Genomic DNA, 18,224 nt, shown 5'->3' on the forward strand with positions numbered 1-18,224 from the left:
AGCTTGGCCATGTCCGGCTTCGAGGGCGGGGTAGACGTTGAGGGAGGTGTCGGCGCCGACGACCTGCAGGAGGCGCTGGACGGTGTAGGGGTGGTTGGCGAATTTGAGTTCGCCCTGATCGTGCGGGGTGAGGACCAGGCGCAGGAACTACGAGTCGGTGACCTCGATGCCGCTCGCGTCGAGTATCGGCGCGCCGTGCCGGGCGAGCGCGGTGTCGGCCTGAGCCTGAAGCGGGGGCAGCACGTCGATGTCGACGTCTCCGCGCGGGGCCAGTACTGGCACGCCCTTGTCAGCTCATGGGTTTCGTGGTTCGTCGTGTGAAGGATCCTCGCATCCTCGGCCTATGCGGTACGCCCGTCCAGCGCCAGACCTCTTCAGGGCAGTGATGGTGCGTCAGAAGGGTTGTCCCGCCCGGGTGGGCCACCGCGCAGCACCCCGAAAGGGTACTTTGCGTGACAAAGACACTGATTGCCATAACTCTGTGTATATGGTTCGTGGTGGAATTGTCACCCCCACCTTGGAGTTGTCGTGGCACGGATCCGTACCCGTCTCGCCCTGCTCGGCTCTGCCGCTGCCCTCACCGCTGGCGCCGCTCTTCCCTCCCAGTCCGCGTTCGCGGTCGGCGAGTACCAGTGGGTCGCCCTCGGCGATTCCTACACCGCCGGCGTCATCCGGGCCGCGGGTGACACCTTCGAAGTTCCGCGCGACGGCTGTGAGCGCACCGACCGGTCCTACCCGCAGGTCATCGACCGCGACCTCGGCGGCCTGTTCGACCTCAGCAACGTCAGCTGCGGCGCCGCCACCATCGACAACGTCACCGACACAGCCCAGGAACCGATCGGCCGTCACTTCCCGCCGCTCTCCGAGGACCCCGACTACCCCTTCCCGGCCGTGCCCCCGCAGTCCCAGGCCGTGGATGCTGGGGCCGACGTCATCACTGTCGGCGTGGGCGGCAACACCCTCGGTTTCGCCGACCTCCTCACCCAGTGCATGCAGCTGGGCGGCGAGAGCGGCAGCGAAGGCACCCCCTGCAAGGACGCCCTCGCCGTCGGCATCCCGACCCGGCTGACGAAGGTCCGCCAGGACTACGACCGGATGCTCACCGTGCTCCACGAGCGCGCCCCCAAGGCGAAGATCCTCGCCGTCGGCTACCCCGCCGTCATCCCCGACGACGCATCCAAGTGCACCTACGGCGACCTGACGCAGTTCGCCACGATCACCCACGGCGACCTGGCCTGGCTGCGCAAGAGCGTCCTGGAACCCCTCAACCAGACCATCAACGACTCGACCGGCACCCAGGACACCGCCGGCTTCGTCGATCTCTACACCTCGTCCCGGAACCACAGCGTCTGCGACGCCACCAAGTGGGTCGAGGGCATCGTCAGCCTCCCCGACCAGATCTCCCTCGTCCACCCCAACGCCCTCGGCCACCGCAACACCGCCGACCACGTCGAAGAAGCGATGCTCAACGCCATCAGCTGAGCTGACCGGTACCTCTGAGCGCGACTCCGCGGGGGCCGGCCTGCGTCACATCCGGCGGCCGGTCCCGCGTTTGGGTCCTCACCTTCCTCGAGCACCCTCTCGCGGAAACTGGGGAGGTTGCCACGTTCGCTGCGCTGTCCGAGGGCCAGTCCTAGGACACCAACGCCATCGGCCGCCAGATACGCCCCGGCGCACGACCCGCACGCACACCCCGCGTGCACCCCGCACCTCTCGCACTCGTCTGTACGCGGACAGCCACGGTACGTAACGTGTCCCCCGTTCCTGTCAGGGCAAGTCAACTCACCACTTAACGGCCCCCGTTCGCGACGCGGCGGGCCTCCGGTGCGTCAGGGGGAAGCGATGTCCAGAGGTCAGCGACGCGAGCACGTCGGGGCAGCCGACATCAGCCGCATCAGAGCGGTCCCGTCCGTGGGGCGCTGGAAGCGTCGTACGACCGGCGCGCTGTCGTCACTGGCACTGGCCACCGTCGCGGTGGTAGCGGTGCCGTCGGGACCGGCTGCGGCCGTCCCGTCCGGACCGTACCTCTACATCGCCGGTTACAGCAGCGGCACCGTGTCGGTGGTCGACCCGGCGACCGACACGGTGGCCGCGACCATCGCCGTCGGCGGCGCTCCCCGCTCCGTGGCGCTCGCGCCGGACGGCACCCGCGCGTACGTCTCCGACTACAGCAGGAACAACAGCAAGGTGTCGGTCATCGACACCACCACCGACACCGTGACCGCCACCGTCGCCACCGGCAAGAACCAGGAACAGTTGGGCGTGACCCCGGACGGCTCCCGGGTCTACGTCGCCAACGCCGGCAGCGCGAGTGTGTCGGTGATCGACACGGCCACCGACACGGTGTCGTCCACCGTTCCGGTCAGCGGAAGTCCTCGCGGACTCGCGGTGTCGCCCGACGGCTCGCGCGTGTACGTCACCAACTCCGGCAGCACTGTGTCGGTGATCGACACCGCGACTGACACGATCTCGGCCACCATCGGACTGGGCAACAGCAGCGGACTCGCGGTCGCCTTCGCGCCGGACGGAGCGCACGCCTACGTCTCCAGCGCCGGCGACAACAGGCTGTACGTGATCGACACGGCCACCGAAGCGGTGACCGCCTCCGTCGGTGTCGGCCTGAGCCCGCACGGGGTGCTCGTAACGCCCGACGGCTCCCGCGTGTACGTCGCCAACTACTTCAGCAACGACGTCTCCGTGATCGACACCGCGACCAACGAGGTGACCGCCACGATCGCCGTCGGCCAGTATCCATGGGAGGTGGCGCTCCAGCAGGGCGGCGACCAACTCTACGTCTCCAACAGCGGCAGCAGCGACGTGTCGGTGGTCGCGCTCGCCAGCAATACGGTGACCTCCGCTTTCGGCGGCGTCGGCAGCACGCCCCTCGGCATCACGTCGGGCGTGGTACGCCCCGCGAAGGCGGACCTCGCCGTGGCGCTGAAGGCCAAGGCCAACGCTCTGCTCCCGGGCGCCATCGGCTACACGCTGACCGTGCACAACACCGGTCCGAACAAGGCGACATCGGCGAAGGTCACCGCGACACTACCCGCAGGAGCCTCCGCGACCGGACTCTCACCCGGCTGCACCGCCACGGGCAACACGGTCGTCTGCGCGTTCGCGAACATTCCCGCGAGTACGTCCGTCACAGCCGGCTTCAAGCTTCCGCTGTCGCTGCTCAACCTTGGACAGATCACGGTCCAGGCGGCACGCACGGCCTCGTCCCCGACCGATCCTGGCTCCTCCAACGACACGTCGTCGGCGTCCTGCACGGTGATTTCCATCCTGCTCGCCACCTGCTGACGTCCCTACGGATCGGATGTTCGAGCAGGTTAGAAGGCGTGGGCTCGATGACCAGCTGGCGGGCGGGGCATGCAGCCCGCTCACGAGTCGGCCGTCGTTGGGTGGCTGCCGCCCGCCCGCTGGCCCTGCCGGGGGCGGGTCCCAGCTTTCGGCGCTGCTCGGCAACCTCGCCTATCACCCGGACGACCGCGCAGGGGCCCGCACCCATCTCACGCTGGCCGGCGCCCTCGGCGAGTCCACCCGCGAACCGGCGCTCACCGCCTGGGCCAGCGGAGCACTGGCCATGGTCGCCACCGCTCGCCAGGACTGGGAGCACGCACGACGACACACCGAGTGCGGCCTCCACCACGCGCCCGAAGGCCTGCGGCGCGCCCAGCTCCTGGGGTGGGTCTGCTGCCGGTCCCCGCTGCCACGGGCCGGACCGCAGAGGCAGACGGCGTCCTCGATGAGAGCGACGCGATCATGCGCACGGCCGTCGAGCTGCCCGGACGTTGTGGATACGACCGAGCCGAACACCGTTCTCACGTCGTGGAGGTTCATCTGACCCTCGAACGCTTCGACCGGGCTGCGGCCGCCGCCCTCGAATCCATCGACGCCGCGCCTGCCGAAGCTCCGGGGTGGGTGGCCGCCACCCTCGTCCTTGCGCTCGCGGAGGCCCGTGACACTCCGGACCAGGCGGCCACCCGCGCGCTGGGCGTGCTCGACCTGATCCCGCCACCGCGGCTCCGCGCAACAGCCCGCGACCGCCTGACGCGACTGGGACGGCTGCTTGATGCCTCGGTATTCAACTCGGCGACCGAACTGACCGAGCGCCTGCGCACCATTCCAGCCTCGATCCGCACAGATGGAACTGCGGCCTAACGAGCTCGTGCATGGTTGGTGGTAGCGTGTCGAGACCTTGATCGTTGTACATGATCGGTGTGGTGGGGAATCGGACGCGTGCGGCAATCATGGGTAGCCAGCGGATGACCGGGCTGACGCCCGACGTGATCGCAGAACTCGTCACCGACGTCGGCCCGTTGTGACACGAGCGGCACCAGGCCGCGCTGCTGTCACGCCCTCGCCGCACCTCGCGCGTCCAGGTCCATCCCCAGGCCCGCTTGCCGGGTCCGCACGCTGTGTTCAGGAGCCGACGGGCGGGGCCGCTGCTCCTGTCGGTGTTGCGAGTTCCTTTTCGATGTGGGGGAGTCGTTCGATGTTGCGTCGCTGGGTGAGGAGAGCGGGTATCAGCAGCGCGGAGGCCACCAACAGCACGATCCCGAGGGCGAATTCCCCGAGCACCAAGGACACGACGCCGCCGGCGGCGAAAGCGGCCATCATGGCTGGCAACACCCAGCGCTTGCCCTTCGTCAGTGCACGCTGCTGTTTCCGCACGAGCGCGGCCATGGCCTTTCGGGCCTGCGGATCGCGGGGAATGTGCCCCTGGCGCAGCCACCGACCGACGATCGGCACCTGCCACGGGCTCAGTCCGGTCTCTTCGGCAATCTGTCGACGCACACGCCTGCCGTTCCACCACGAGGCGATCACCGCACCGAGGCCGCCACCGATTCCCCCGTTGTTCGGATGCCCGAGTGTGACGCTCAGTGCGACGTTCAGGGCGATGGCCACCCCAGAAGCGACGAGCACGATGAGCCCCACCTGCACCCAGGGCCGGTCGTTCCAGCGGCGCTCGGCCTCCCAGTCGACCGGTTCATCCGGCTTACTGTCCACCGCACTTCTCAGCTCTTCGGTCATCATCACCCCTGGGCACACTGCACGACGGACCGGTACTGGCCGATCCCTATTGCAGACGCCTGCCCGACGGGTGCCTTCACATGTATGAACGCTTTCTTCCGCATGTGAATATGAATAACCTCGGCGGCAGTTAGGCCTCTCGTTCGAAGCATGCGGGGCTCGCGGGCTCTACGCCGGACCTAGTGGCGTTGTCGTCGGTCGCCGACGCTCCGCATCGGCTCCCTCCTCCGCCATGCGAGGCACGCACCGGGGCCCGCTCCCTGATCCGGCCCGATCCAAACGAAAAGCCCTAGTCATGAAGGCCCCCGCCTGTGGTCGGCCGACTGAACCTGGGAACGTCTGCTCAAGCAGATCCAGGCGGCAGTTGGCTCCGCAGGCGAGATCGACCAGGACATCTCGGTCGACTCCACGATCATCCGCGCGCATCAGCAATCGGCCGGAGCCCGCACCTACTCGCGTGCTGCGCCGAGATCAAAAAGAGCCGCAAGGATGGAGCATCCGGACGTCAGCCCTGGAGGACGCGGTGGATCCCACGGTTTCCAGCAACGCATCGAAGACCTGCTGTACGAACGGATCGGGCACGGCGGCGAACACTTCTGCCACCCCCCTCACGACGGATTGTGGCCGGCTTCCCTGGCCTAGTTGTAGGAGGCCAGGACGTTGCTGACACCTTGGCACAGTCGCGACGCTGGCGGCCCTCCCTCTGCGGCGCTAAGAGGGCCATGGTAGTTGTAGTGGGCGTTCCAGATCGCGAGTCCTTCGCGGCGCTGGCCTTCGGACGTCCAGGTCCGGGCGTACAGGAATTCCTCGGAGAGGATCCGGCTGTACCTCTATTGCTTCCCGTTGTGCCGGGGCGTGTAGGGAGTGATCCTCTGATGCCGTGCCGCGCAGGGCGCGTGCGAAGGCTTCAGCGCGGTAGCACGCGCCGTTGTAGGTGACGATCCGTTCGATGTGAGTGATGCCGTGCGCGGCGAACCAGGCGCGGGCCCGGTGCATGAACGCGATGGCGGTAGCCGCCTTCTATAGGGCAGGGCCTCTGTGTAGGAGACCCGGGAGCATCCGTCGATGGCCGAATGCAGGCAGACGTAGCCACCGCGCTTGGTCTTTCGCTTGGAGCGTTCGGCATTCTTGGTTTGGTCGCTGCCTCGACCGTGAGCTCGCCATCCGCCGCCGTCCGGGATTCTGCCGACCTCCTTGACCTCGATGTGGACCATGTGACCTGGCCTTCGAGCAACGATCTTCCGCGGCTCCCGGTGGCTCTCCCTATTGGGGCCGATGAACCGTCGCCGGTTCAGGCCGAGTTCGGCGAGATGCCGTGTGACAGTGCGCCGCGAGATCTCGACTCCTTCGATTGCGAGTTCGTGAGTGATGCGTGTGGAGGACCACTTGTGCGAACGCCTCATGATCTCGATCCGGTTGATCACCTCGGCTGGAGTCGCGGTCGGCCAGCGATGGGGCGCTGAGGAGCGGTCTGACAGGCCGAGTTCGCCGTAGCGGTTAACCCACTTCGACCCGCAGGCCCGGAAGATTCCCATTTCTGCGGCGACGTGCACGATCGGACGGTTCTGGCAGCGTTCGATGAGGCGCCGGCGTCCTTCGAGACTCAAAGGGGCGTCTGCAAGGGTCATCTCGGCCCCGCCTCCGTCGTGCGGGGGAGCGTGCAGAGCGCGGCAATGCTGCAGACGATGCCCATGGCCACGAGCACAATCCAGCCGAACGCCGGATACAGGGCTGAGGCGAGTGCGCTGCCGGCGGCGCCGGCGACGACGTTGGCCGACATGTAGGCGGTGGTCACACGAGCGGTGTGATCGGGGCGTGCGGCCAGAAGAGTGGACTGGTTGGTGATGTGCTGGGCCTGCATGCCGGCGTCGAGCAACGCGATCCCGGCGACGACCACGGACAGGCCGAGGAGGTGGCCCTGGCCTGCGGCGAGCAGGAGGAGCCAGGCTGCGCCTGTGGCGGCCCAGCCGAGACGGGAGACGGTCGGGCCATGTCCTTGGTCGAACCAGGTTCCGGCATTCTTCGCGGTGAGCGCTCCGACGAGGCCGACGACCCCGAACAAGCCGATCGTCACGGGCGAGTAGTGATACGGCGCCGCGGACAGCAGCAAAGTCAGGCCGGTCCACAGCACGTTGAACGAGACGAACCCGAGCGCGCCGATCGCCATCCGGCGCTGCACCAACCGGTCGTGTAAGGCAATGGAGGTCACGGACACCAGGAGGTGCCGATACCGGGGAGGTCGGCCCTGGGCCCGCAAGGCCGGGAACCTACCCAGCAGCACTGCGGCCACGAGCGCGAGGCCCGCGCCGGTGAGGTAAGTCATGCGCCAGGAGGCCATGCTGCTGATGAACCCGCTGATGCTCCGCGAGAACAGGATTCCCAGCAGCACCCCGGCCATGACCGTCCCCGTGGACCGTCCGCGCTCCGCGGGATCTGAGATGGCGGCAGCGTACGGGACGATGACCATGGCGGCCGCACCGCCCAGTCCGATGAACAGACTTGAGGCTGCGGCGAAAGACAGACGATGCGCCGACGCCATCAGCACCATCGCGGCGGCTTGCACCATCAGCAGGACCTGGGTGAGGCGGCGGCGCTCGACCTTGTCCGCCAGCGGTACCAGGAGCAACTGGGCCAACCCGTTGCCGACCAGGGTGGCCACGGCCACTGATCCCGCACAACTGGCCGAAACAGACAGTGACTGGCCGAGCGAGGCCAGGATCGGCTGGCTGTAATACAGATTTGCGACGGTACTGCCGGCAACGACTGCCAGCAGCCCCGATCGCATGCGTGTTGACTGAACGGAGAGCATGCGGTCAGCCTTCGCTGCCACCCCCGCCGGTGTGGAGGCCAGGCTGTTCCTGGCCATGACATGGCCACCCACGGCCTACCGGGGCTGTGCCAAGGTGATCGCATGAGCGTCAGCAACCCACGAGCCGAACTGGGAGCGTTTCTACGACACCGTCGAGGGCTGGTGACACCCCAGACGGTCGGCCTGCCAGCCACGACCGGACGGCGGGTGCCGGGGCTCCGACGTGAAGAGCTCGCCATCGTGTCCGGCGTCAGCCCCGACCATTACCAGCGCATCGAACAGGGCCGCGTCAATCCCTCGGCCCAGGTGCTGGACGCCATCGCGACCGCCCTCGGCCTCGACGACACCGAACGTGCCCACCTGCACGCCCTCGCCGCTGACCATCGTGGACCATCCGCCCCACGTCACGAACGCAAGCACCACAACCTGCGCAAGGCCGACCTCAGTGCCCTCATCGCCAACTTCAACGGCCCGGCCTTCGCTCTCAACCACTGCCGTGACGTCCTCGCCTGGAACGCTCTCGGCGCCGAGCTGATCACGGACTTCGGCGCACTTGCAGTCCAGGACAGGAACATGGTCTGGCTGATGCTCACCGACCCCGCCTTGCAAGACCTGTACCCCGACTGGGAGACCGGTGCTCGGGCCCAGGTCGCCATGCTGCGGCGCGCAAGTGCCCTCAACCCCGGCGACTCCCGCATTCAGCAACTCGTCGGACGCCTCAGTACGCACTCTGACCGGTTCGTTCAGTGGTGGGCGCTACGCGAGGTGCGTGAGAAGACAGCTGGGACCAAGACGCTCAATCACCCCCGCCTCGGCCGACTGAGCCTGGCATTCCAGGTCCTCCATCCGAGCGCGGCCCTTGATGTCGAGCTCTTCACCTACTACCCCACTGACGACACGACGGCCGACGCCCTTCGAGCGCTCTCCGCGACGTGAACAACGCTGAGGGTCAATACACCTAGTCCTCGCTGCCGTCGACCCCTATGTGGATCGCGACGTCCTCGCCCGGCAGGTCGCCCGTGAGAAAGCCCAGCGCCGCACCTTGGGCCGCCTTCCCGGACGGCTGGGGACCGCCGGGCTCGGTAGGCCTCCGTCCCGTGGTCGGGACGAGCACAGACCCGACCACGGGGTAGCGGGCCAGGTGCGGATCCAGTGTGCCGGTGATCATCCGGGTGAGCCGGCCGAGGAAGGAGGTGCGGGTCGCCCTGACGCCCCCCGCCGCAGCTCTGTGCTCGGCCGAGCCTTCGGTGCAGGAGGGCGGGTAGGGCGTGGGCGTCGCGCATGTGACACTCCCGAGTGGGCGTCGTGCCCCTCGGCTGTTCGATGGCAGCCGTCGCTTTGACGAGTTTTGCGGAAGAAGAGCGGATTCGATGGAAATGCATAGACCCAGTGCCGTCGAGCGCGCTTTGCGTGAGGCCGCGCCCCATGAAGTTTTCGACGTGTTCCGTTCCGCGGTCATGCGCCGCCATGCTGCGCTCGCGGTCGATCTTCTGTTGGTCGACTACGCCATGACGCGACTGCAGCCTGTCGGGGTGCTGCCCCACACCCGGCCGCCGGTTTCGGTGTACGACAGCGCTCCGGGTCGTGCGTTCGGTGCTCAGGAAGCGCAGCGTGCGTATGACCGCTCGGCGTCCGAGGTGACGGTATACCTGCCGGTCAGCGTCCGGGGGGACCGGCTGGGCGTTCTCGCCGTTACCTTGCCGGAGGGCGAGAGGGCCGAGCCCTCCGTGGTGGAGGACCTGCAGGCCTGCGCCGACGCGCTGGCGCACGAAGTGGTGGTCGCCGGGCGTGACACGGACCTCTTCCTGCAGGCGCGCAGGGCGGAGCGGCTGACGCTTGCTGCCGAGATGCAGTGGCAGTTGCTGCCAGGGCGCTCTTGTTCGCGGCCGGAGTACAGTCTGGGCGCCCAGCTGGAGCCCGCTTACGCCATTTTCGGTGACTGCTTCGACTGGTCGGCCTCGGCCGATGACCTTTATGTAACCGTCAGTAACGGCATGGGTCAGGGCATCGACGCCGCACTGCTGACGAACCTTGCCGTCAACGCCCTGCGCAATGCCCGCCGCGCCGGGCTGAGCCTGAGTGATCAGGCGTGTCTGGCCGATCAGGCGGTGTACGCGCAGTACCGGGGGAGCCGGTACCTCTCGACGCTGCTGTTCCGTTTCCACGTCCCTACGGGACGTGTGGAGATGATCGATGCCGGCTCCCCGAAGGTCTGGCGCGTGCGCCGGGGGGTCATCGAGACGGTCGAGATGGAGGCGCAGATGCCCCTGGGTATGTTCGAGGACACCGAGTACGCGTCCCAGTACTTCGAGGTCGAGCCGGGAGACCGTCTGCTCTTCATCAGTGACGGTGTTTATGATGCTTTGTCCCCGAATGGTGAGAAGTACCGCCTGCGTGCGTTGGCCACCTCGATCAACAGCACTCGTCTGCTTCCCGCTTCGCAGGTGCCGAGGGTGATGCTGCAGGAGTTGCTGGGGCATCGCGGTGCGGGTCCGGCAGAGGACGATTCCCTGGTGCTGTGTCTGGACTGGCTGGGCCGTGCGGACAGAGGCGACCGCTGAATCTGGACACAACGGACATGTGGTCCGAATGTGAAGGAGCGGCGCTGCCGGTGTGAGAGGTGTCTCCCCAGGGGGTGGGCGGGTTGCGGTGCGGAGGCATCGGGAGGGATGGTTGCCTCCAGGCAATCGTCTAGTTGATGAGGTGAGGGATTCGCTCAGCGAGTCCTAGGTTTTTGGTTTCCACTCAAGCACAGCCCGCGTTGCACGCGAATGGGAATAGTGATCCCCAGTGGGGCCAGGCTCCGTATCCGGTGCTCGTGGCTGACAGCCACGGCGCCGTGGTGCGGTGCAATGACGCCGCACGTCTACTCCTGCCCGCCGCCTTGCCCGGGACACCACTGACGGACGTGGTCCCGGCCTGGCTCAGGGCCGCACACGCCACGCTGAGCTCTCCCGGTCGGCGCCCGGCCCAGGACGCCGCGGAGCCGCTGCGCGGACACATCGCCGGGCGGCAGTTCGAGGCCCACCCCAGTACGCAGAGCGAGGGCCGGGTGGCGTGGTGGCTGGTGGACGACACCGATCACCAATTGGTCCGGGATGCTCTGCGCATGGAACGGCAACGGACCGCGTTCCTCGCGAAGGCCTCCAGCACTCTGCTCGCCTCCCTCAACCTGGGACGGTGCATGGATGTGACGGCGCTCCTGGCCGCTGAGAATCTCGCGGACGCGGCGCTGGTTGTCGCACCGGATCACGGGCACCGCCTGCCGCTGGTGACCTGCCTGCGCGGCAGTGACCCGGTCCAGTCCACCGTGAAGGTGAATCCCGACGACGTGCCGGGTCTGGGCGAGGCGATGCGCGGGTTCCCGCCGGTTCCCTCGCGATGGATCGACCCGTCCACAGCCCCCGGCTGGATGCTGCCCCAGGAACTTGGGGCGGTCGGCTCGATAGTGATCACCCCGCTGCCCGGACAGGGAGTTCCCGCCGGGGCGCTCATTCTGCTGCGGAAGACGGGAACCGCGGCCTTCAGCGACGAGGAGGAAATCCTCGCCAGGGTGTTCGCCGCCCGAGCCGGGGCCGCGATGTCCGCCGCCCGGCTGTACGCGGAGCAGACCGCGATCACCGATGTGCTGATGCGTGAGCTCATGCCACCGGTCCTGCACCAGATCTCCGGGGTGGACTTCGCCGGCCGCTACCGGCCTTCCGGAGATCATGAGCGCATCGGGGGCGACTTCTACGACGTGCATCCGGCGGCCGTCGAGGGCGAAGCCTCGCTGGTCTCTCTCGGAGACGTGTGCGGCAAGGGCCTGGAAGCCGCTGTGCTGACAGGCAAGATCCGTAACACTCTGCACGCTCTGCTGCCCCTGGCCGACGACCACCAGCGCATGCTCGGCCTGTTGAACACCGCATTGCTCAGCTCCCATCACACCCGTTTCGCCACCCTGATCCTGGCCTCCGCCGTACGACGCGGAAACAGGGTGGACCTCGATCTCACCAGCAGCGGTCACCCCTGCCCACTGATCATCCGTGCGGACGGCACCGTGGAGGAGGCCGACACCCACGGAACCCTGATCGGCGCCATTCCGGACGTCTCCGCCACCACAGCCGCCGTCTCGCTCGCGCCCGGCGAGTCGTGTGTCCTCTACACCGACGGCATCACCGAAGCCAAGGGCGGGCCGATGGGCGGCGACATGTTCGGTGAGAAGCGCCTCAAGCGCGCCCTGTCCGAGTGCGCGGGCATGCCCGCCGAGGGGATCGCCGAGCACGTACAGATGCTTGCCGCCCAGTGGCTCGGCGCCCGCCCGCACGACGACATGGCCGTCGTCGTGATCGCCGCCCCCCACACGCATCACCTGAGCGCGGTGGATGGCCACACCCGGGGCAGGTTCACCGCATGAATACCAGTTCCCTGCCCCGCCCGGCCGGCGCCGGACACCTCAAGGAGCTTGCGGAGCGGCTGTGGGAAGCCGTCGCAGCCCTGGACGAGCACGCGGCCACCGAACTCGTCGTGCGGACGCTGGATGAGGGGATCTCCGCCGAGAGCGTCCTGCTCGACGTGATCGCCGTGGTGCAAGGCCGCGTCGGCGAGGAATGGGCGGGCAACCGGCTCAGCGTCGCCCAGGAGCACGCGGCGACCGCCATCAACGACCGTGCGGTCACCGCGGTCGGCCTGCATCCCAGCGCGCGCACGGCCGTCACCAGGGGGCGCATCACCGTGGCCTGCGTCGACGGAGAATGGCACGCTCTCCCCGCACGCCTGCTCGCCGAGGTCCTGAAACTCCGCGGATGGCGGGTGGACTACCTCGGCGCCCAGGTCCCCACACCGCACCTCATCTCCCATCTCCACAACACCCGGGCAGACGCGGTCGCCCTGTCCAGTTCCATCGCCACCAGGCTGCCGACCGCGCACGCGGTGATCACCGCCTGCCAGGCCGTCGGCGTCCCGGTCATCGTCGGCGGTGCCGCCTTCGGTCCGGAAGGCCGGTACGCAAGGCTGCTGGGCGCCGACGCCTGGGCGCCGGACGCCCGCGCCGCCGCCGAGCGCCTCATCAGCAGCCCGCTGCCGCTGCCGCTGCCCGATCACCAGCAGTTCGACGACCTGCCGCACCTGGCCGACCAGGAATACACCATGGTCACCCGCACCGGCGCCACGCTCGTCCAGACCGTCTTCGCCGCGCTGCAGGACTCCTTCCCCGCCATGCGTGACTACGACGATGCCCAGCGTGAACGAACCGCGGAAGACCTCGCGCACATCGTGGAGTTCCTCTCCACCGCCCTCTATCTCGACGACGACGAACTCTTCACCTGGTTCACCACCTGGACCGCACGGATCCTCCAGGCGCGCGGCGTACCCGCCCACAGTCTGCTCCCGGCTCTGGACCTCCTGGCCCGCGAACTCAAGGACTTCCCACGAGCTGTCCGTATGCTTGCCGCCGCCAACCACATCCTGACCGCCCACATACCCACCGCCGCCGGAAACGCCGTATGACCACACACCCCGATCACCTGCAGTTGACCACTACCGACTCCCGGGACAGCATCCTCGTGGAGATCCACGGAGACCTCGACTACGCCAGCGCCGATCGCCTGGTCGCCGAGATCACCAGCCGCCTGTCGAAGCGAACCGCCCCGTCCGAGCTGCGCCTGCGCTGTGCGCACCTCGGCACGGTCGACTCCATGGGCCTTTCGGCCCTGCTGATGATCCGCCGCCTCACCACCGCGGCAGGGGTGCGTCTCCACCTGGATGACAGACCTGCCAAGCTGGAGCGGCTCCTGAACCTCACCGGAATCCGCGACCACCTCACAGGACCATGTGGCGAGGGTGCCGCGAATCCCTCGGCGACACAGGACAACGCCGTATCGTCCGGCCCCATCGCACCAGACTCGAACACCTGAACCGCTCTCGACCGTTCACTGGACACCAGCACCCACCGACGGGGAACCCGTGACCGCACCAGACGCCACCCCCAGCAACACCTGGCACGAGGCAACTCGGTCCGCCAGCGCCGTGACCGAACTCCTCGACGTGATGTGGGAGCACGCCAGACACTCCGCCAACGGCACCACAGCCCCCAGCTCCACCTCACAGCTGCGCCTGATGTACGTCCTCGACCGCGAGAGCGGCATACGAATGCGCACCGTCTGCGAACGCCTGGCCTCAGCCCCTCCGACGGTGACCCGCATGTGCGACCGGCTTCAGGCCATCGGCTTCCTTGAACGACGGCCCTGCCCGGACAGTGGCCGCGAGATCACCCTGCAGCTCACCCATACGGGAAAAGAGCACCTTCAACGTATCCGTGAACGGCGCGACACCATGCTCCACCAGGCCATCAACAGGATTCCCCCCGCCGAACGCGCCGCCCTCGCCATTGGACTCGCGGCGCTACAGGCGCAACTGGACACCGCATCGGGCGAAAGACCACCTGTACCAGTAAGCCACTCTGCGGCCTGAACGCCGGCATCACACCTCCACCGCGAAGGTCCCCGGAGTGTGGCATCCGCCCACCACCGGGGCAGGTGAGGTCGTCCGGGACCGTTCGGCTCCCTGACCGGCCGGCAGGACTTCGTCCCCGACACGCACTCGTCCTCGCCGGACAGCGCGAAGCCCTCGTTGTTGTAATTCGGCATGCCGGACGGGCGGTTGTACACGTCCGTCGGCGCGAACGTGCCCGCCGCGTTGACCGTTAACGTCTGGTGCCGGCCGTCGCAGACCGCCCAGAGGCGGGGGGCCTGGGGCTCGATCACACCGGACATGCAAATGGTTGGGGTTCCCGCCTGGCCTCTACAACTGCTAGTGACCTGAGTCGTAGGTTCGTCGGTGGTTGTTCATGAGTCGTTCGGGTCCGAAGATTCCGCCGTTGTCGGTGACTGATGCCCAGCGGGCCGTGCTGGAGGGTTGGGTGCGTCGTCGCGCAACGGCCCAGGCTCTGGCTCAGCGATCGAGGATCGTGCTGGAGTGCGCCGAGGGGCGCTCGATCCTGGAGGTGTCCCGTCGGCTGAGTGTGCCGCGGACACGGTCCGCACCTGGCGGAGGCGGCCGCTGTCGGCGAGGCATGTTTCCGTAGTACCGATGGCCGCCGTCCCGCTACAGGGCGCAAACAGGCGTGAGCAAGGGCGTGTTGGGATCAGACAGGAGCGAACAGACCGAAGCGGACCCTCGAAAGCCGTCATCCGCATCACCTGTCACAAGAGACGTCTGCTGGCTCAGTCAGCCTCAAGCGGCCCGTCGCCCGAACCGCAATGAAGCACCAAAGTCGGAACAAAACGCTCTTTAACTGATTGTTTCAGAATGAGTTGAGCTCCGGGCTTTGCGCTCGACGATCCTGGTCGGCAGAGCGGAGGGGCTCTCCTTTCAGGTGACAACCAGCCGCTGCCTACCGTCGATGAGTTCGCGCACGGCGTCCAGGTGGCCGGCGTGGGTGGCGGTCTCAGTGATCACGTGCAGGATGACCTCGCGGAGGTTGTCGTACCGCCAGCTGCCGAAGAAGTCTGGCCACCAGCCCGGGGCCGCGTCCAGGTCGGCGCCGGCCAGGAAGGCGTCCGCGAGCTCGCCTTCCTGGCGGTAGAGGGCGAAGACCTCCTCGGCTGTCATCTCCGAGGTGGGCTGCCACGCGTTCTCGCCGGATCCGAGGATCTCCTCGATCGCCGCTCGTTCTCCCGCCGCAACCGCGCGGAACCAGAACTTCTCGTCGTCCAGGGCAAGGTGGTGCACCAGCCCCAGGCACGTCCAGCCGGACGGTAGCACCGGGCGCCGCAGCGCTTCCTCGTCCAGGCCCTCCAGGATATCCAGGACGTGCTTGCGCTTGCTGTTCAGGACGCCGAGCAACGTGGTCAGTTCAGTGTCAGTCATGGGCCGAACCGTATCGGGCCCCACTGACACCCGACTCGCTGGTCGTTTCAGGATGCCGTTCTGAGTCGTCGCAGGCAGATGATGACGCAGGCCGGTCCGAGGAGGCTCTGGTGGAGGTCGGCGCGCCGTTCGTAGCGGGTGCGGAGCCGCTTGAACTGGTGCAGCCAGGCGAATGCGCGCTCTACCACCCAGCGCACCCCGCCCAGCCCGGAGCCGTGTGCGACGCCGCGGCGGGCAATCATCGGTTTCACCGAGTGGGCCGGGCGGCTCGGCGGGCCGTCGGACCGAAGCGTGACAGCAGATCCCGAAGAAGTTCATCAGGTTGCGATGAACAACATCTTCAGCAACGACGGCAAACCGGCGGCCCGAGAAGCTGACCGTGAGCTCGCCGACGGTCGGTGGTGGACACCGAACTTGCGAAGGAGCGCGGTGGCGGGCGGCGTGCGCTTGGAGGTTCGAGAGCGTCGGCTACAGATACCCGAGTGAACGCGCAGCCTTGCCGAGCGCGCGGGCGGTCTTATCCCTTCGGCGCGGGCAGCATCGATCTCGTGTGATGAGACGGGGCCTGATCTCCTCGTACTGACCTGGCTCCGGCACTGGTTGCTTCCATCCCGGAGCGTCGCTCCGGCTGACCATTGCCGATCTGATGGTTGGAAAAGGATCACCGATATGGAATCGAGAGATTGCACTCGAGGGTCGGCTTCCCAGGAACACGAGTGGCCCTGCCCCGAGCCGATAAGAGGGCCGGGGCTGCCAGACCAGGTTTCAGGAGGAGGGGGCGGGTGGGGTGAGAAGGGCCTGAGAGGTTTCGGTCCGGGCGTACAGGACGGTGCGGCCGGTGCGGTGGGCGGTAACGAGGCCGGCGTCGCGCAGGGCAGCGAGGTTCTGGGAGACGCCGGCCATGGAGGCGCCGGTGCGAGCAGCCAGTTCGGTGGTGGTAGCCGGTGCGTCCAGAGCGGCCAGGAGGAGGGTGCGGGTGCGGCCCAGTACGGCCGCCAGGGCTGCGGTGCCGGTGACGGGCCGGGGTTCCCACAAGGTGCCGGTGCCGCGGGCACGGTAAGCGAGCTGGGGTGGTTCCGAAGGTGCGAGGAGGGTCGACAGGCCAGGCCCCTTGAAGGCGCACGGAATCAGCAGCAGTCCGCTGCCTGCGGCCGTCCTTGTGAAGGTGCGCGGTCGGCGGTCGAGTAGGCGCAGCGCATTGTCGTGCCATTTGGCCAAAGGATGGAGGTCGTTAAAGAGGTGTTCGGCTCCGTGCTCGGCGGCCTGCCAGGCCCGGTGGCGGACATCGGCGTCGAGCAGCGCCCGGATGCGAGCCCAGTACGGTGCGAGAGCCAGCTCCCAGTACGCCTCGATCTCCTCCACCAGCCGCTCCAGCCCGTGGCGCGGATCGGTGTGGAACGCACGGAGGTGGCCGGTGAGGCCACCCTCGTGGTGACGCAGAGGCTCCAGGTCCTTTCGCACCCGCTCGGGCGTGGTCGCCGCGACGGCCGCGAGTTCCTCGGTGAGCGTCGGAGCCGGACCGGGCGGCGTGGGGTTCAGGAAGTCTGGGACGTACCGGGCGGCGGTCGGGAACAGATCCGACAGCCATCCGCGGTCGAGTCCGGCGGCGGCGACCCGAGGGCGTACCTGATCCAGCCAGGGACGGTGCAGCGGGTCGGCGACGCCGGAGCGTAGGAGGCGAAAGCTCGTCCCGACCTGCCACATCGGCGAGACGCAGAACCGCATCCGTGCCAGGTCGTCGGTTGAGAACGACAGTTCCGCCACGTGTCCGTCCGTCCGTCGGTCGTCCGGTTCGAGGATTCAGGTATACCCGAATCAGTGGCATCGAGCCTACCGCCCGAAGATCCTTCCCCCATGAATGACTGGGAGAGCGACACCGCCGCCGCGGCGGGTACGCGGATACTGGGCGACGTCGCTGTCCCCCGGGTCGGCTTCGGCGCGATGCGGCTGCCGCAGGCCGACAAGGTTCTCATACCCGACGCCGGCGGCGTGCCCCACATCGGCACCGCCGTCTTCTTTTTCTCCCCGCTGCGCTCCGCGAACGAACTGATCAAGCGGGCCTTGAGCCCTTACCCGAGCGACCACGTCATCGCGACCAAGGTCGGGCAGCCCCGCGACCTGTCCGGAGCTTGGCTCCCGCACGCCGGGCGTCGAGAACTACGGGGGGCTGGTCGAGGAGAACCTGCGCCAGCTGGGCCGCGGCCACCTGGACCCGGTGAACCGACCGGAACCGAACGCGAGGAGGTGCGAAAAGTGGCCCGATCGCACGGCGTGACTCCCGCACAGGTCCGCACTGCCTGGACACTCCACCAAGGACCACACGTCCTGGCCATCCCGGGCACCGGCGATCCCGCCCATCTGCAGGTCGCCGCCGGCCCCCTGCGCCTCACCAGCACCGAACTCGCCCGCCTCGACGCAGCCCATCACAGCTCAGCCTCAGCGGCGGCCTGGCGGATCCGTCCGAACCCCGGTGGGACCCGCGAGACCGGTTCCGACGACGGCCGCCGCGTCATGAGGAGCAGATGAAATTTCC

Annotated in this window: 15 protein-coding genes and 4 pseudogenes; 11 read left to right on the forward strand and 8 right to left on the reverse strand. The window is 67.9% G+C overall.

Annotated features, from left to right (window positions below):
• The 4 genes from EAO73_RS36145 to EAO73_RS36805 form a co-directional block, all read left to right on the forward strand.
• Nucleotides 1–321 (forward strand): hypothetical protein (locus EAO73_RS36145; RefSeq protein WP_224756476.1); only part of this gene is annotated, 321 nt, incomplete at its 5' end.
• Nucleotides 322–528: 207 nt separating this feature from the next.
• The gene (locus tag EAO73_RS27280) at nucleotides 529–1,482 is read left to right on the forward strand and encodes an SGNH/GDSL hydrolase family protein (protein WP_147974221.1); all 954 of its coding nucleotides are present in this window, start codon (nucleotides 529–531) and stop codon (nucleotides 1,480–1,482) included.
• A gap of 360 nt (nucleotides 1,483–1,842) precedes the next feature.
• Nucleotides 1,843–3,300 (forward strand): beta-propeller fold lactonase family protein, encoded by a 1,458-nt coding sequence (locus EAO73_RS27285; protein WP_224756477.1) that lies wholly within the window; start codon nucleotides 1,843–1,845, stop codon nucleotides 3,298–3,300.
• A gap of 528 nt (nucleotides 3,301–3,828) precedes the next feature.
• Complete coding sequence (locus EAO73_RS36805) at nucleotides 3,829–4,161, forward strand: hypothetical protein (RefSeq protein ID WP_224756478.1); 333 nt, start codon at nucleotides 3,829–3,831, stop codon at nucleotides 4,159–4,161.
• A 261-nt stretch (nucleotides 4,162–4,422) separates the two neighbouring features.
• On the opposite strand, the gene EAO73_RS27295 is transcribed toward EAO73_RS36805, so the two are convergent.
• The 3 genes and pseudogenes from EAO73_RS27295 to EAO73_RS27305 all read right to left on the reverse strand — a co-directional run bounded on the left by EAO73_RS27295 (nucleotide 4,423) and on the right by EAO73_RS27305 (nucleotide 7,900).
• The gene (locus EAO73_RS27295; protein ID WP_147974222.1) at nucleotides 4,423–5,034 is read right to left on the reverse strand and encodes a hypothetical protein; all 612 of its coding nucleotides are present in this window, start codon (nucleotides 5,032–5,034) and stop codon (nucleotides 4,423–4,425) included.
• A 638-nt stretch (nucleotides 5,035–5,672) separates the two neighbouring features.
• Nucleotides 5,673–6,662: pseudogene (locus EAO73_RS27300) on the reverse strand (IS481 family transposase).
• Nucleotides 6,659–7,900, reverse strand: coding sequence for an MFS transporter (locus tag EAO73_RS27305; protein ID WP_147974223.1), 1,242 nt, complete (start codon nucleotides 7,898–7,900; stop codon nucleotides 6,659–6,661). The pseudogene EAO73_RS27300 and the gene EAO73_RS27305 overlap by 4 nt, the downstream one beginning before the upstream one ends.
• A 45-nt stretch (nucleotides 7,901–7,945) precedes the next feature.
• Here EAO73_RS27305 and EAO73_RS27310 point away from each other — a divergent pair, with 45 nt between their 5' ends.
• The gene (locus EAO73_RS27310; RefSeq protein ID WP_191134244.1) at nucleotides 7,946–8,779 is read left to right on the forward strand and encodes a helix-turn-helix domain-containing protein; all 834 of its coding nucleotides are present in this window, start codon (nucleotides 7,946–7,948) and stop codon (nucleotides 8,777–8,779) included.
• 22 nt (nucleotides 8,780–8,801) lie between these two features.
• On the opposite strand, the gene EAO73_RS36150 is transcribed toward EAO73_RS27310, so the two are convergent.
• On the reverse strand, nucleotides 8,802–9,011 hold the full coding sequence (locus tag EAO73_RS36150) for a hypothetical protein (RefSeq protein WP_191134272.1): 210 nt from the start codon (nucleotides 9,009–9,011) through the stop codon (nucleotides 8,802–8,804).
• A gap of 208 nt (nucleotides 9,012–9,219) precedes the next feature.
• Here EAO73_RS36150 and EAO73_RS27320 point away from each other — a divergent pair, with 208 nt between their 5' ends.
• The 5 genes from EAO73_RS27320 (at nucleotide 9,220) to EAO73_RS27340 (ending at nucleotide 14,293) form a co-directional block, all read left to right on the forward strand.
• Entirely contained in the window at nucleotides 9,220–10,404 is a 1,185-nt protein-coding gene (locus EAO73_RS27320; RefSeq protein ID WP_147974452.1) for a PP2C family protein-serine/threonine phosphatase, read from the forward strand.
• A 251-nt stretch (nucleotides 10,405–10,655) separates the two neighbouring features.
• A complete protein-coding gene (locus EAO73_RS27325) occupies nucleotides 10,656–12,239 on the forward strand; it encodes a PP2C family protein-serine/threonine phosphatase (protein WP_191134245.1) in 1,584 nt (527 codons plus the stop codon).
• Complete coding sequence (locus tag EAO73_RS27330; RefSeq protein ID WP_147974227.1) at nucleotides 12,236–13,330, forward strand: B12-binding domain-containing protein; 1,095 nt, start codon at nucleotides 12,236–12,238, stop codon at nucleotides 13,328–13,330. Before EAO73_RS27325 ends, EAO73_RS27330 begins: the two co-directional genes overlap by 4 nt.
• Nucleotides 13,327–13,737, forward strand: a complete 411-nt coding sequence (locus EAO73_RS27335; protein ID WP_147974228.1) for an STAS domain-containing protein — start codon at nucleotides 13,327–13,329, stop codon at nucleotides 13,735–13,737. The genes EAO73_RS27330 and EAO73_RS27335 overlap by 4 nt, the downstream gene beginning before the upstream one ends.
• Nucleotides 13,738–13,786: 49 nt before the next feature.
• On the forward strand, nucleotides 13,787–14,293 hold the full coding sequence (locus EAO73_RS27340; protein WP_147974229.1) for a MarR family winged helix-turn-helix transcriptional regulator: 507 nt from the start codon (nucleotides 13,787–13,789) through the stop codon (nucleotides 14,291–14,293).
• Nucleotides 14,294–14,403: 110 nt separating this feature from the next.
• On the opposite strand, the pseudogene EAO73_RS37395 reads toward EAO73_RS27340, so the two are convergent.
• The 4 genes and pseudogenes from EAO73_RS37395 to EAO73_RS27360 all read right to left on the reverse strand — a co-directional run.
• Nucleotides 14,404–14,595 (reverse strand): annotated as a pseudogene (locus tag EAO73_RS37395) (hypothetical protein); the annotation flags it as partial.
• Nucleotides 14,596–15,193: 598 nt separating this feature from the next.
• Entirely contained in the window at nucleotides 15,194–15,691 is a 498-nt protein-coding gene (locus EAO73_RS27350; protein WP_147974230.1) for a DinB family protein, read from the reverse strand.
• A 47-nt stretch (nucleotides 15,692–15,738) separates the two neighbouring features.
• Nucleotides 15,739–15,936: pseudogene (locus EAO73_RS27355) on the reverse strand (transposase); the annotation flags it as partial.
• 520 nt (nucleotides 15,937–16,456) lie between these two features.
• Entirely contained in the window at nucleotides 16,457–17,455 is a 999-nt protein-coding gene (locus EAO73_RS27360) for an ArsR/SmtB family transcription factor (RefSeq protein WP_318153291.1), read from the reverse strand.
• A 90-nt stretch (nucleotides 17,456–17,545) separates the two neighbouring features.
• On the opposite strand from EAO73_RS27360, the pseudogene EAO73_RS27365 reads away from it, so the two are divergent.
• Nucleotides 17,546–18,127: pseudogene (locus tag EAO73_RS27365) on the forward strand (aldo/keto reductase); the annotation flags it as partial.
• Between the last annotated feature and the right edge of the window lie 97 nt (nucleotides 18,128–18,224).

Source organism: Streptomyces sp. col6 (assembly GCF_008042035.1).
In the GTDB taxonomy this organism is placed as follows: Bacteria; Actinomycetota; Actinomycetes; order Streptomycetales; family Streptomycetaceae; genus Streptomyces.